9 protein-coding genes are annotated in these 14,054 nt (G+C 72.3%); 8 read left to right on the plus strand and 1 reads right to left on the minus strand.

The annotated features are described in order from the left end of the window. Position 1: 1 nt before the first annotated feature. From AC067M_RS41620 to AC067M_RS41645, 6 genes are all read left to right on the plus strand, one after another. The gene (locus AC067M_RS41620) at positions 2-847 is read left to right on the plus strand and encodes an inositol monophosphatase family protein (RefSeq protein ID WP_478702198.1); all 846 of its coding nucleotides are present in this window, start codon (positions 2-4) and stop codon (positions 845-847) included. Positions 848-1,039: 192 nt separating this feature from the next. Next, positions 1,040-2,452 carry a phytoene desaturase family protein gene (locus tag AC067M_RS41625; RefSeq protein ID WP_478702199.1) on the plus strand — a complete coding sequence of 471 codons (1,413 nt, stop codon included), beginning with the start codon at positions 1,040-1,042 and terminating at the stop codon, positions 2,450-2,452. A gap of 271 nt (positions 2,453-2,723) precedes the next feature. After that, on the plus strand, positions 2,724-3,233 hold the full coding sequence (locus tag AC067M_RS41630; protein ID WP_478702200.1) for an O-acetyl-ADP-ribose deacetylase: 510 nt from the start codon (positions 2,724-2,726) through the stop codon (positions 3,231-3,233). Between the two features lie 176 nt (positions 3,234-3,409). Continuing rightward, positions 3,410-7,525: a molybdopterin-dependent oxidoreductase gene (locus AC067M_RS41635; RefSeq protein WP_478702201.1), complete on the plus strand. Its 4,116-nt coding sequence runs from the start codon at positions 3,410-3,412 to the stop codon at positions 7,523-7,525. A gap of 140 nt (positions 7,526-7,665) precedes the next feature. Beyond that, on the plus strand, positions 7,666-9,078 hold the full coding sequence (lpdA, locus tag AC067M_RS41640) for a dihydrolipoyl dehydrogenase (protein ID WP_478702202.1): 1,413 nt from the start codon (positions 7,666-7,668) through the stop codon (positions 9,076-9,078). Positions 9,079-9,129: 51 nt separating this feature from the next. After that, positions 9,130-9,807, plus strand: coding sequence for a hypothetical protein (locus AC067M_RS41645; protein ID WP_478702203.1), 678 nt, complete (start codon positions 9,130-9,132; stop codon positions 9,805-9,807). A 205-nt stretch (positions 9,808-10,012) separates the two neighbouring features. On the opposite strand, the gene AC067M_RS41650 is transcribed toward AC067M_RS41645, so the two are convergent. Continuing rightward, positions 10,013-10,372 (minus strand): ArsR/SmtB family transcription factor, encoded by a 360-nt coding sequence (locus AC067M_RS41650; protein ID WP_478702204.1) that lies wholly within the window; start codon positions 10,370-10,372, stop codon positions 10,013-10,015. A 34-nt stretch (positions 10,373-10,406) separates the two neighbouring features. Here AC067M_RS41650 and AC067M_RS41655 point away from each other — a divergent pair, with 34 nt between their 5' ends. After that, positions 10,407-12,500 carry a heavy metal translocating P-type ATPase gene (locus AC067M_RS41655; RefSeq protein ID WP_478702205.1) on the plus strand — a complete coding sequence of 698 codons (2,094 nt, stop codon included), beginning with the start codon at positions 10,407-10,409 and terminating at the stop codon, positions 12,498-12,500. A gap of 61 nt (positions 12,501-12,561) precedes the next feature. Continuing rightward, positions 12,562-14,040: an AlkA N-terminal domain-containing protein gene (locus AC067M_RS41660; RefSeq protein ID WP_478702221.1), complete on the plus strand. Its 1,479-nt coding sequence runs from the start codon at positions 12,562-12,564 to the stop codon at positions 14,038-14,040. Positions 14,041-14,054 lie beyond the last annotated feature (14 nt).

A 14,054-nucleotide genomic window follows, 5' to 3' on the forward strand; every position in this document is an offset into this window, starting at 1 on the left:
CATGATCCAAGACACGGAAACCATCGACGAGTTTCTCGACCGCCACTCGGCCGACGTGGAGGACGCGGTCCGCAAGGCCGCCGCGGTCGAGATCATGCCGCGCTTCCGCCGGCTCGCCGCGCACGAGGTCGACGAGAAGAACGGCCCGCACGACCTGGTGACGGACGCCGACCGCCGGGCCGAGCTGTATCTCACCGAGGTGCTCAGCACCCTGCTGCCCGGCTCCGTCGTGGTCGGCGAGGAGGCGGTGCACGCCAACCCCGCCAGCTACGAGGCGCTCCAGGGCGACGCGCCCGTCTGGATCGTCGACCCCGTCGACGGGACCCGGCAGTTCGTGCACGGCGACGACGGCTTCTGCACCCTGGTCGCGCTCGCGCGGCGCGGAGTCCTGCTCGCCTCCTGGACGTACGCCCCCGCCCGCGACCAACTGGCCACGGCCGTACGGGGCGGCGGTGCCTTCCTCGACGGCGAGCGGCTGTTCGCCGGCCCGCCGGCCCCCGGCCGGGACCTGACGGTGGCCACCTCCCACCCCGACTACACCACCGACGAGCAGAAGCACGCCCTCCTCGGCCTGTGGACGGACGGCGTCGCCCCCCGCGCCTGCGGCTCCGCGGGCCTGGAGTATCTCGCCGTCGCCCGGGGCGAGTCGGATGCCACCGCCTTCTCCTGGGAGGCCGCCTGGGACCACGCGGCGGGCATCCTCCTCGTCGAGGAGGCGGGCGGCGCCCACCTGACCCTCACGGGCGAGCCGTTCCGCATCACGGGCGGCAACACCCTGCCCTTCACGGCGGCACGGGACGCGGCCACGGCACGGCGGGTGGCGGGGCTGCTGTCGGGCGGAGCCTGATCTGCGGGCGGCGCCGTCCGCCGGGGAGATCACGGTGCCTGACCGCCTCCGACCGGTGATCACCCCCCGGCCCGCGGCGGAATCACCCCGTCACCCGGCCGACTCCCCCCGCGCCGCGATCGTTGTCAGTCCACCGGCATATCCTGATCCCCAGTGGCCATCGGCTGACGAAGGGGTCCGAAGGTGTCGTCAATGCTCGATGCTGTCGTGGTGGGTGCGGGGCCGAACGGACTGACCGCCGCCGTGGAGCTGGCCCGCCGCGGGTTCTCCGTGGCCCTCTTCGAGGCCAGGGACACCGTGGGCGGGGGTGCCCGCACCGAGGAGCTCACCCTGCCGGGCTTCCACCACGACCCGTGCTCCGCGGCCCACCCGCTCGGCATCAACTCACCCGCGTTCCGCGCCCTGCCCCTGGAGCGGTACGGCCTTCAGTGGCTGCACGCCGAGCTGCCCATGGCCCACCCGTTCCCCGACGGCACCGCCGCCGTGCTGTCCCGGTCGGTCGGTGAGACGGCCGCCTCGTTCGGGCCCCGTGACGCGGGCGCGTACCGCAGGCTGGTCGAGCCGTTCCTGCCCCGGTGGGACACCCTGGTCCGCGATTTCATGTCCCTGCCGTCGACCGCGCTGCCCCGCGACCCGGTGACGCTGGCCCGCTTCGGGCTCGTCGGGCTGCCCCCGTCGACCTGGCTGATGCGCCGCTTCCGCGACGAACGGGCCAAGGCCCTGTTCTCCGGACTCGTCGCGCACGTCATGGCCCCGCTCTCGGGCCTCGCCACCGGCGCCATCGGCCTGGTCTTCGCCCTCGCCGCACACGCCCGCGGCTGGCCCGTGGCCCGCGGCGGCTCCCAGGCCATCTCCGACGCCCTCGCCGCCCACCTGAAGGACCTCGGCGGCACCATCCACACCGACTACGAGGTCAAACGCCTCGACGACCTGCCGCCCGCCCGCGCCTACGTCTTCGACACCTCGCCCACCGCACTGGCCCGTATCGCCGGCTTCGGCCGCTTCTACGAGGGCTACCGGTACGGCTCCGGAGTGTTCAAGGTCGACTACGCCCTCGACGGACCCGTGCCGTGGACCGCGCAGGAGGCACGCACCGCGGGCACCGTGCAGATCGGCGCCACCAGCCAGGAGATCGACACGGCCCTGCGCGCCGCGTCCGTCGAGGGCCGCGCCCCCGACCGGCCGTTCATGATCACGGTCCAGCCCAGCCTCGTCGACCCGACCCGCGCCCCGGAGGGCAAGCAGGTCTTCTGGGCGTACGGCCACGTCCCCAACGGCTGGACCGGCGACCTCACCGACGCCATAGAGCGCCAGCTGGAGCGCTTCGCGCCCGGGTTCCGCGACCGTGTCCTCGCCCGCGCCACCGCGGGCCCACCCCAACTGGCCGCCCGCAACGCCAACTACGTCGGCGGCGACATCGGCTCCGGCGCGGTCCGCGGACTCCAGGTCATGCTCCGCCCCAAGCTGTCCCTGTCCCCGTACGCCACCCCGCACCCGGCCGTCTTCATCTGCTCCTCGGCCACCCCACCGGGACCGGGCGTGCACGGCATGTCCGGCCACAACGCGGCGAAGGCCGTCTGGCGGAGGCTGCGGCAACGGCCGTAGGGGCCCGACCGGCCGCCCACCGGCATCCAGCGGGGGGACGCGCCCGGACACCTGGCCTTCGGGCATGGGCTCCACCGGTGCGCGGGCCAGTCCCTCGCCGGCGCCGCACTCCAGATCGGCCCGCCCGCTCTCTCGACCGGCTCCCCGGGCCACGCCACGCCTCACCGAGCCCGAGGACACCCTGCCCCGCTCGACGTCCGCCCGCCATCCAGGGCCTGAGGTCACTGCCCGTGACCTGGTGACAGGACCCCGGGCTGGTATAGAGACAGCCATGACCACCATCACCCTCGTCCAGGGCGACATCACCCGGCAGTCCGTCGACGCCATCGTCAACGCGGCGAACTCCTCGCTGCTCGGCGGCGGAGGCGTCGACGGCGCCATCCACCGGCGCGGCGGCCCCGCGATCCTCGACGCCTGCCGCAAGCTACGCGCCTCGCGGTACGGCAAGGGCCTGCCCACCGGCCAGGCGGTCGCCACGACCGCCGGGGAACTGGACGCACAGTGGGTCATCCACACCGTCGGCCCGGTCTGGTCCGCCGCCGACGACCGCTCCGAACAACTCGCCTCCTGCTACCGGGAGTCATTGCGGGTCGCCGACGAACTGGGCGCCCGCACCGTCGCGTTCCCCGCGATCTCCACCGGCATCTACGGCTGGCCCCTCGACGACGGCGCCCGCATCGCCGTCGAGACGGTACGCGCCACACCGACCGCCGTCGAAGGGGTCAGCTTCGTCCTCTTCGACGAGCGGGCGTACGAGGCGTTCGCCGCACACGTGAGCTGACCCGGCGGAAGGTCCCCGCAGCCCCCGCGCCCGGGGTGACGTTCCTCACGCGCTTCGCCTCGCGGCCCTGCTCACACCGGCAGTTTCCGCCCTGTGCGTCTCCCTTAACTCCACATGATCGATCAAAGAGACACCGGCGTAATGAGCTCTCCGTAGGGTCGGGTAACGGTCGAACCATGTCGAACACAGCGAAGGGGGGGGCGCCCGTGGCCGCGCCGGACTCGCCGAACGACCGCACATCGAAGGTGCGGACGGTCTGCTCGTACTGCGGGGTGGGCTGCGGCATGGTCCTGGACATCGCCACGGGCCCCGACGGCCGCCGCAGCGTCCTGAAGGCGTCCGGCGACAAGGAGCACCCCGCGAACTTCGGCCGACTGTGCACCAAGGGCGCCACCACCGCCGACATGCTGTCCGCCCCCGGCCGGCTGACCAGCGCCCTCGTGCGGTCCGACCGGGGTGAGGAGCCGGAGCCCGCGCCCGTCGACGCGGCGATCACCGAGACCGCCCGCCGCCTGCGCAGCATCGTCGACGAGCACGGCCCGGACGCGGTCGCCCTCTACGTCTCCGGCCAGATGAGCCTCGAGGCGCAGTACCTCGCGAACAAGCTGGCCAAGGGCTTCCTGCGCACCAACCAGATCGAGTCGAACTCCCGGCTGTGCATGGCCAGCGCAGGCACCGGATACAAGCTGTCCCTCGGCGCGGACGGCCCGCCCGGCTCGTACCAGGACTTCGACAAGGCGGATCTCTTCCTCGTCATCGGCTCGAACATGGCCGACTGCCACCCGATCCTCTTCCTGCGCATGATGGACCGCGTGAAGTCGGCGGGCGCCAAACTGATCGTCGTCGACCCGCGCCGTACCGCCACCGCCGAGAAGGCCGACCTGTTCCTCCAGGTCAAATCCGGTACCGACCTCGCCCTGCTCAACGGCCTGCTGCACCTGCTGCACGAGAACGGCGACACCGACCCCGACTTCATAGCCGCCCACACCGAGGGCTGGGAGGCGATGGAGGAGTTCCTCGCCGACTACCCGCCCGCGACCGTCGCCGAGATCACCGGCATCCCCGAGGACGACCTGCGCGAGGCCGCCCGGCTGGTCGGCGAGGCGGGGGAGTGGACCAGCTGCTGGACGATGGGCCTCAACCAGTCCACCCACGGCACCTGGAACACCAACGCCCTGGTCAACCTGCACCTGGCGACCGGCGCGATCTGCCGCCCCGGCAGCGGCCCCTTCTCCCTCACCGGCCAGCCCAACGCCATGGGCGGCCGCGAGATGGGCTACATGGGCCCCGGCCTGCCCGGCCAGCGCTCCGTCCTCGTCGACGCCGAGCGCGCCTTCGTCGAGGAGCTGTGGGACCTGCCCCCCGACACCCTCCGCGCCGACGGCGTCGGCAAGGGCACCGTCGAGATGTTCCAGAAGATGGCCGACGGCGACATCAGGGCCTGCTGGATCATCTGCACCAACCCCGTCGCCTCCGTCGCCAACCGCAAGACCGTGATCGAGGGCCTGGAGGCCGCCGAGTTCGTCATCACCCAGGACGTCTTCGCCGACACCGAGACGGGCGCCTACGCCGATGTCGTCCTGCCCGCCGCGCTGTGGACCGAGACCGAGGGCGTCCTCATCAACAGCGAGCGCAACCTCACCCTCGCCCAGCCCGCCGCCGACCCGCCCGGCGAGGCCATGGCCGACTGGCGGATCATCGCCGCCGTCGCCCGCGAGATGGGCTTCGAGAAGGCCTTCTCCTACGACAGTGCCGAACAGGTCTTCGAGGAGATCAAGGGTGCCTGGAACCCCAAGACCGGCTACGACCTGCGCGGCGTGACCTACGACCGATTGCGCACCACCCCCGTCCAGTGGCCCGCCCCCACCACCGACGGCCCCGACCGCAACCCCGTCCGGTACGTCGACAACGACGGCACGCTCACCTTCCCCACCCCCAGTGGCCGCGCCGCCTTCCACGCCCGCCCGCACCTCCCGCCCGCCGAGATGCCGGACGACGACTACCCGTACATCCTGAACACCGGCCGCCTCCAGCACCAGTGGCACACCCTGACCAAGACCGCCAGGGTGGCCAAGCTGAACAAGCTCAACCCCGGCCCCTTCGTCGAGGTCCACCCGCAGGACGCGGCCGGCCTCGGCATCACCGACGGCGACTCGGTGGAGGTCGCCTCCCGGCGCGGCCGGGCCGTCCTGCCCGCCGTCGTCACCGACCGGGTCCGCCCCGGCTCCTGCTTCGCGCCCTTCCACTGGAACGACCTCTTCGGCGAGTACCTCAGTGTCAACGCGGTGACCAGCGACGCCGTCGATCCGCTGTCCTTCCAGCCCGAACTGAAGGTGTGCGCGGTCTCGCTGACCAGGGTGGCCACACGGGTCACCGTGTCGACACCGGCCGCGGAGCCCACGCCCACCTCCGCGCCCCCGGCGCCCGTGGCCGTCGAGCCCGCCGCCGTCCTGCCCTCCGCGGCCGCCGCCTTCGGCATCGAGCCCACCCCGCCGCCGGTCCTGAGCGAGACCGAACGCCAGTACCTCGTCGGCTTCCTCGCCGGCATCCCCGCCGGCCCCCCCGGTGTACCGGTCCTGCCGCCCGACGCCCCCTTCAGCCCCGACCACGCCCTGTGGGTCAACGGCACCCTCGCCGGCATGTACTCCAGGGCCGCCACCGCGCCGGCCCCGCAGCAGGCGGCCCGCCGCCACGTCGTGATCCTCTGGGCCTCACAGACCGGCAACGCCGAGGAGTTCGCGGCCGCCACCGCCGAACGCCTCACCTCGGGCGGCCACACCGCTGCCCTCGTCGCCATGGACCAGGCCGACCCCGCCACCCTGCCCTCCGACGCCGACCTGCTCCTCATCACCAGCACCTTCGGCGACGGCGACGCCCCCGACAACGGCACCGGCTTCTGGGACACCCTGGCCGCCCCCGACGCCGAACGCCTGGAAGGACGCCGTTACGCCGTCCTCGCCTTCGGGGACTCCTCGTACGACGACTTCTGCGGACACGGCCGCCGCCTCGACCAGCGCCTCGACGAACTGGGCGCGGTCCGGCTGGCACCTCGTACCGACTGCGAACCCGACTACGAGACCAGCGCCCACGCCTGGCTCGACGACGTGCTCACCGCCCTCCGCGACAGCCCGCGGCCCGTGCTCGACGCGCCCAAGGCCTCCCGCTCCAAGCGGCCCGCCCCCGTCACCGCCCGCCTCACCGGCAACCGGCTGCTCAGCCTGCCCGGCGCGGACAAGGAGGTCCGCCGCTTCACCTTCGACACCCGTGACAGCGAGGAACCCCTCGTCTACGAAGCAGGCGACGCCCTCGGCGTACGGCCCCTCAACGCCGCCGGGCTCGTCACGGAGTGGCTGGCGGTGACCGGCCTGCACGTGGACGCGCCGGTGCACCTCGACGGCGTGGGCGAGACCCCGTTCGGTGACGCCCTGCTGCGCCACCTCGACATCACCCGCCTCACCCCCGACCTGCTGCGCTTCGTCGCAGACCGCGCCCGCGACCCGCGCGAGCTGCGCAAACTGCTGCGCCCCGACAACAAGGGCGAGCTGGCCAAGTGGTCCTGGGGCCGGCAGGCCGTCGACGTCGTCGCCGAGTTCGGCGTACGGGCCGACGCGCAGGAGTGGGCCGACGCCCTGGGCCGCCTGCAACCACGCCTGTATTCCATATCCTCCAGCCCCCTCACCGACCCCCACCTGGTCTCCCTGACGGTCTCCGTCGTCCGCTACGAGAACCTGGCCGGCCGCCCCCGCCAGGGCGTCTGCTCCCCGTTCCTCGCCGACGCCGAACCCGGCACCGAGGTACCGGTCCACGTCCAGCGCTCCCCGCACTTCCGCCCGCCCGCCACCCCGACCACCCCGATGGTGATGGTCGGCCCCGGCACCGGCGTCGCGCCCTTCGTCGGCTTCCTCGACGAACGCCGCGCCCGCGGCCACCGCGCCCCCAACTGGCTCTTCTTCGGCGAACAGCACCGCGCCACCGACTTCTACTACGAGGACGACCTCACCGCCCACCTCGCCGAGGGCACCCTGACCCGCCTGGACACCGCCTTCTCCCGCGACCAGCGCGCCAAGGTCTACGTCCAGGACCGCATGCGCGAACACGGCTCCCACCTGTGGTCCTGGCTCCAGGACGGCGCCCACTTCTACGTCTGCGGCGACGCCTCCCGCATGGCCAAGGACGTCGACCAGGCCCTGCGCGACATCGCCGTCGTCCACGGCGGCCTGAGCGAGCAGGACGCGGCGGCGTACGTGAAGCAGCTCGCCACGGAGAAGCGGTACGTGCGGGACGTGTACTGAGCGTCTGCTGATCGCCGGGAGCGCGGTGTTGCGTTCGTAACATGCGGTGATCCGCGTGGCGGGGGAGTGGCCGGGGCGAAAGAATCGCTGGGACGCAAGCAGACGAACGCACGGCGGACCCCACGGAAGAGGAACTCCCCATGGTCGAGCAGGACGAGCACTTCGACGTCGTCGTACTCGGTGCCGGCCCCGGCGGCTACGTCGCCGCCATCCGCGCCGCCCAGCTGGGCAAACGAGTCGCCGTCATCGAGGAGAAGTACTGGGGCGGCGTCTGCCTGAACGTGGGCTGCATCCCCACCAAGGCCCTCCTGCGCAACGCCGAGCTCGCCCACATCGTCACCCGCGAGGCGAAGACCTTCGGCATCAAGGTCGACGGCCAGGTCTCCTTCGACTACGGCGAGGCCTACCGCCGCAGCCGCAAGGTCGCCGACGGCCGCGTCAAGGGCGTCCACTACCTGATGAAGAAGAACAAGATCACCGAGTTCGACGGCCGCGGCACCTTCCTCGACCCGCACACCCTCCAGGTGACCGACTACGACGGCAACACCCGCACCATCGGCTTCGACCACTGCGTCATCGCCACCGGCGCCACGCCGAAGCTGTTGCCGGGCACCCGCCGCACGTCCCGCGTGGTGACGTACGAGGAGCAGATCCTCGCCGAGGACCTCCCGCAGTCGATCGTCATCGCGGGCGCCGGAGCCATCGGCATCGAGTTCGCCTACGTCCTGCACAACTACGGCGTGAAGGTCACCGTCGTCGAGTTCCTGGACCGCGTCGCCCCGCTGGAGGACGCCGACGTCTCCGCCGAACTCGCCAAGCAGTACCGCCGCCTGGGCATCGACGTGCTCACCTCCACCCGCGTCGAGTCCATCGACGAGTCCGGCCCCCGGGTCCGCGTCACCGTCACGGGCAAGGACGGCACCCAGCAGATCCTGGAGGCCGACAAGGTACTCCAGGCCATCGGCTTCGCCCCGAACGTCACCGGCTACGGCCTGGAGAACACGGGCGTACGGGTCACCGAGCGCGGCGCGATCGACGTCGACGCCCGCTGCCGCACTTCCGTCCCGCACATCTACGCCATCGGCGACGTCACCGCGAAGCTGATGCTCGCGCACGCGGCGGAGGCGATGGGCGTGGTCGCCGCGGAGACGATCGCGGACGCGGAGACCATGGAACTCGACTACGTCATGATCCCTCGCGCCACGTACTGCCAGCCCCAGATCGCCAGCTTCGGCTACACCGAGGCCCAGGCCCGCGAACTCGGCCATGACGTCAAGGTCGCCAAGTTCCCCTTCACCGCCAACGGCAAGGCCCACGGCCTCGGCGACGTCACCGGCTTCGTGAAGCTGATCAGCGACGCGAAGTACGGCGAACTCCTCGGCGGCCACCTGATCGGCCCCGACGTGACCGAGCTGCTGCCGGAACTGACCCTGGCCCAGCAGTGGGACCTCACCGTCCACGAGGTCGCCCGCAACATCCACGCCCACCCGACCCTGGGCGAGGCGGTCAAGGAGGCGGTCCACGGCCTGGCGGGCCACATGATCAACATGTGAACCTCCACGGGTGCCCGTCAGCCCGCCGCCTTGCGGTGGGCGCGGTGGGCGGTGGACCGTGGACCCGCCGTCGCGCGAATCCTGCACCGTACGGGCCGGTGGGACGAGGCCCTCGCCGTGCTGCCCGCGGACGCACTCGCGGAGCGGGCCGAGATCCTGGTGGACCGCTACTGGTGGCAGTTGGACGGCGCCGAGGCGGCCGAGGACGCGGTCATCGCGCTGCTGCCCGGAGCCCCTGTGCTCGCCGGCTATCTCGACGCGCAAGTCCGCTACACCCGGCTGCTGTTCGACCTGGACCCACTCCCCGACGACCTCCAGCGGGCCCGCGACGAGTTCACCGCCGCCACGGCCGACGCACGGCTGGCCGGTTGGGCCACGTTCTGGCTCGGCGTGCTCGCCGACAACATCGACGGCGATCCCGGCACGGCCGCCCCGGCCTACCGGCAGGCACTGTCGCAGGCCCGGGAACAGGGCGACGTACTGCTGGAGTCGTACGCCGCACGCCACATCGGCGCCCAACTCCTGGAGCAGGACCGGGAACAGGGCATCGCCCTGCTGCGCCGCTCCTACCACCTGCGGGCATCCCTGGGCGCCCGCCCCCAGACGGCGGCGGCGGCCCTCACCCTCGCCGGCGAACTTCCTCCCGGGACCGAAGCCGACCACCTACACGAGGCGGCCGGCCTCACAGCCCGCGAGCTGCGACTGACCTGGCTGCTACGCGCCCTCTGACGCCGGCTCCCGGTGTCGGTCAGCAGAGGATCAGCCCGGTGAATCTGTTGCGGGAAGCCTGGCTTGAGCCATTGGGTCACTTCCTGGCCCGGCTGCAGGGCATGACACTCGGGCTGCGGAGTCGTGGCCACCAGCGCGAAGGTCGCCTTCACCCGTCTGCACGGGAGTCGCTCACCTCGCACCGGGCGGTCCGCTTACTCCTCGGCTACTCCTCGGCGGTGTCGCTGATGCCCAGCCGCAGATGCTCCACGTGATAGACGGCCTGGTCGAGGAGTTCGGCGACATGGTGGTCGTGCAGCGCGTACACCACCGACCGCCCACGGCGCTCGCCCACCACGAGTCCAAGATTCCGCAGTAGTCGCAACTGGTGCGAGCATGCCGACTGCTCCATGCCCACCTCCGCCGCCAACTCCGTCGCCGGCAGCGGCCCTTCGCGCAGCCGCGCCAGGATCAGCAGCCGGGAGGGCGTGGACAGGGCCTGGAGGGTGGTGGCCACCTTCGCGACATTCCCGGAGTCCAGACGCACGCGTTCCGCAGCAGTGGTGGTGACCGCTCCATGACCCATGGGCATATCCTACCCATCACGCATGAACGGATGAATGGGTCTTCATGTGTTCCTGTATGGTGGCCGTGTGTCCACGACCCTCGCCCCCACGACGCCCCCCACCCGCACCACCATGGCCCCCCACCGCCGCACCCGCCTCTTCGCCCTCCCCGAGGCCCGCTGGGCGCTCACCGCGACCGCCGCCTTCCTACTGGGCCTCGCCCTGGACGTCGGCGGTGCGCCGTCCTGGGTGTACGGAATCCTGTATGCGGTCGCCTACGTCTCAGGCGGCTGGGAGCCGGCCCTCGAAGGCATGCGCGCCCTGCGCGAGAAGACCCTCGACGTAGACCTGCTGATGATCGTCGCGGCACTCGGCGCGGCCGCGATCGGACAGGTCATGGACGGTGCCCTGCTGATCGTCATCTTCGCCACCTCCGGCGCCCTGGAGGCCCTGGCCACCGCCCGTACGGCCGACTCCGTGCGGGGCCTGCTCGACCTGGCACCCGACACTGCGACCCGGCTCACCGGCGAGCCCGGAGAAGGCCGCGAGGAAACCGTCTCGACGGCCGAACTCGCCATCGGCGACGTCCTGTTGGTCCGCCCGGGGGAGCGCATCGGCGCCGACGGACGCGTACTGGAGGGCACCAGCGAAGCCGATCAGGCCACCATCACCGGCGAACCCCTGCCCGTCGTCAAGCGCCCCGGCGACGACGTCTTCGCCGGCACCCTCAACGGCACCGGCGCCCTGCGCGTCCGCGTCGAACGCGACCCCGCCGACTCGGCCATCGCCCGCATCGTGACCCTCGTGGAGGAGGCCTCTCGTACCAAGGCGCCGACCCAGCTGTTCATCGAGAAGGTCGAACAGCGCTACGCCGTCGCCGTCGTGGCCGCCACCCTCGCCGTCTTCGCCGTCCCCCTCGCCCTCGGCGCCGACCTCACCGACGCCCTCCTGCGGGCCATGACCTTCATGATCGTCGCGTCCCCGTGCGCGGTGGTCCTCGCCACCATGCCGCCCCTGCTGTCGGCCATCGCCAACGCCGGCCGCCACGGCGTCCTGGTCAAGTCCGCCGTCGCGATGGAACGCCTCGGCGAGATCGACACCGCCGCCCTCGACAAGACCGGCACCCTCACCGAGGGCGCCCCCGAGGTGACGGACGTACGTCCCCTGCCGGACGCCGACCTCGACGCCGACACCCTCCTCGCCCTCGCCGCGGCCGCCGAACATCCCAGCGAACACCCGCTGGCCCGCGCGATCGTCACCGCGGCCCGGACCCGGAACCTGCCGATCGCCCCCGCGGAGGACTTCACGGCCGAGCCCGGACGCGGGGTCACGGCGGTGGTCGGGGGGCGGAGGGTGAGCGTCGGCCGCATGGAGGCGACCGCCGAGCGTGTGCATCGCGCCGACGGTGTGGAGGCGACTGCCGACCGTATACACCGCGCCGGCGGCGGGGAGGCCTCCGCCGACCGTATGCAAGGCACCGACGGCATGGCGGAATCCGCCAGCGCGACCGGCGGGGGCGCCACCACCGTCCTCGTCACCCGCGACCACACCCCCGTCGGCACCCTCACCCTCACCGACCGCCTCCGCCCCTCCGCCCCGGCCACCGCCGCCGCCCTCACCACCCTCACCGGCACCACCCCCACCCTCCTCACCGGCGACAACCCAGACGCGGCAGCCCGCGTCGCCGCCGCCACCGGCATCACCGACGTCCGCGCGGATCTGCTGCCCGAGGGCAAGGTGAACGCCGTACGCGACCTGCAGCTCGCCGGCCGCAAGGTGCTCTTCGTCGGCGACGGCGTCAACGACGCGCCGGCCCTCGCGGCCGCGCACTCCGGGATCGCCATGGGGCGCGCGGGCTCCGATCTCGCGCTGGAGACCGCGGACGCCGTGGTCGTACGCGACGACCTGACGGCCGTACCGGCGGTCGTACGTCTCTCCCGCACCGCCCGCCGCCTGGTGCTGCAGAACCTGGTGATCGCGGGTACCTTCATCACCGGCCTCGTCGTCTGGGACCTGGTCGGTCACCTGCCCCTGCCGCTCGGGGTGGCGGGCCACGAGGGCTCGACCGTGATCGTGGGGCTGAACGGGCTGCGGCTGCTGCGTGCGTCCGCGTGGCGATCCGCGCAGGCCCAGGACAGCCGACCTTGATGTCGGATTTCCGCCAGCCCCGCTCGGGGGGGTGCACGATGCTGGACACATGCAGAACGGGATGCACACCGACAGGGAGCACTGTGTGCGCGCCGTCCAGTCCAAGGACGCGCGCTTCGACGGGTGGTTCTACACAGCCGTCCTGACCACCCGGATCTACTGCCGGCCCAGCTGCCCGGTCGTTCCGCCCAAGCCGGAGAACATGACGTTCTACCCGAGCGCGGCGGCCTGCCAGCAGGCCGGTTTCCGGGCCTGCAAGCGCTGCCGGCCGGACACCAGCCCGGGCTCCCCGGAATGGAACCAGCGGGCCGACCTCGTGGCCCGCGCCATGCGGCTGATCGCCGACGGCGTGGTGGACCGCGAGGGCGTCCCCGGTCTCGCCGGCCGCCTCGGCTACAGCACCCGGCAGGTCGAACGGCAACTGCTCGCCGAACTGGGCGCGGGCCCGCTCGCCCTCGCCCGCGCCCAGCGCGCCCAGACGGCCCGCCTGCTCATCGAGACGACCCCGCTGCCCATGGCGGAGATCGCCTTCGCCGCCGGCTTCTCCTCGATCCGCACCTTCAACGACACCGTGCGCGAGGTCTTCGCCCTGTCCCCGAGCGAGCTGCGCGAGCGGACCCCGAAGAGCAACGCCAAGCGCGCCCAGGCCGCCCCGGGCGCGCTCACCCTCCGCCTCCCCTTCCGCGCGCCCCTCAACCCCGACAACCTCTTCGGCCACCTTGCGGCGACGGCCGTACCCGGGGTCGAGGAGTGGCGGGACGGCGGGTACCGCCGCACGCTCCGGCTGCCGTACGGTCACGGCATCGTCGCGCTGACGCCGAAGCCCGACCACATCGCCTGCCGTCTCACCCTCAGTGACCTGCGTGACCTGACCGTCGCCATCAGCCGCTGCCGCCGGATGCTCGACCTGGACGCCGATCCGGTCGCGATCGACGACCAGCTGCGCACGGATCCGCTCCTCGCGCCCCTGGTGGACAAGGCGCCCGGCCGCCGCGTGCCGCGTACGGTCGACGAGGCGGAGTTCGCCGTACGCGCCGTACTCGGCCAGCAGGTCTCCACCGCGGCCGCCCGCACCCACGCGGCCCGCCTGGTCACCGCCCACGGCGACCCGGTCGAGGACCCCGAGGGCGGACTCACCCACCTGTTCCCCACCCCCGAGGCGCTGGCGGCGGTGGACCCGCAATCCCTGGCGATGCCACGCACCCGCCGCACGACCTTCACCACTCTGGTCGGCCAACTGGCCGATGGGACGCTCCGTTTGGGTCCGGACAGCAACTGGCCGGAGACTCGTGCCAAGTTGCTGGCCCTGCCCGGCTTCGGCCCCTGGACGGTCGACGTCATTGCGATGCGCGGCCTTGGCGACCCCGACGCCTTCCTCCCCACCGACCTCGGCATCCGCCGTGCCGCACAGGAGTTGGGTCTGCCGTCCACCCCCGCGGCCCTCACCGCCCGCGCGGCGGCGTGGCGCCCGTGGCGGGCGTACGCGGTCCAGTATCTGTGGGCGACGGACAGCCACCCCATCAACTTCCTGCCCGTGTAAGGAAAACCAAAGGA

The sequence above is a fragment of the Streptomyces sp. NPDC043427 genome (assembly GCF_056436655.1).

Coding starts and splice junctions, on each gene's coding strand:
- AC067M_RS41620 (WP_478702198.1), top strand. CDS start 2: ATGATCCAAGACACGGAAACCATCGACGAGTTTCTCGACCGCCACTCG.
- AC067M_RS41625 (WP_478702199.1), top strand. CDS start 1,040: ATGCTCGATGCTGTCGTGGTGGGTGCGGGGCCGAACGGACTGACCGCC.
- AC067M_RS41630 (WP_478702200.1), top strand. CDS start 2,724: ATGACCACCATCACCCTCGTCCAGGGCGACATCACCCGGCAGTCCGTC.
- AC067M_RS41635 (WP_478702201.1), top strand. CDS start 3,410: ATGTCGAACACAGCGAAGGGGGGGGCGCCCGTGGCCGCGCCGGACTCG.
- lpdA (WP_478702202.1), top strand. CDS start 7,666: ATGGTCGAGCAGGACGAGCACTTCGACGTCGTCGTACTCGGTGCCGGC.
- AC067M_RS41650 (WP_478702204.1), bottom strand. CDS start 10,372: ATGGGTCATGGAGCGGTCACCACCACTGCTGCGGAACGCGTGCGTCTG.
- AC067M_RS41655 (WP_478702205.1), top strand. CDS start 10,407: ATGGGTCTTCATGTGTTCCTGTATGGTGGCCGTGTGTCCACGACCCTC.
- AC067M_RS41660 (WP_478702221.1), top strand. CDS start 12,562: ATGCACACCGACAGGGAGCACTGTGTGCGCGCCGTCCAGTCCAAGGAC.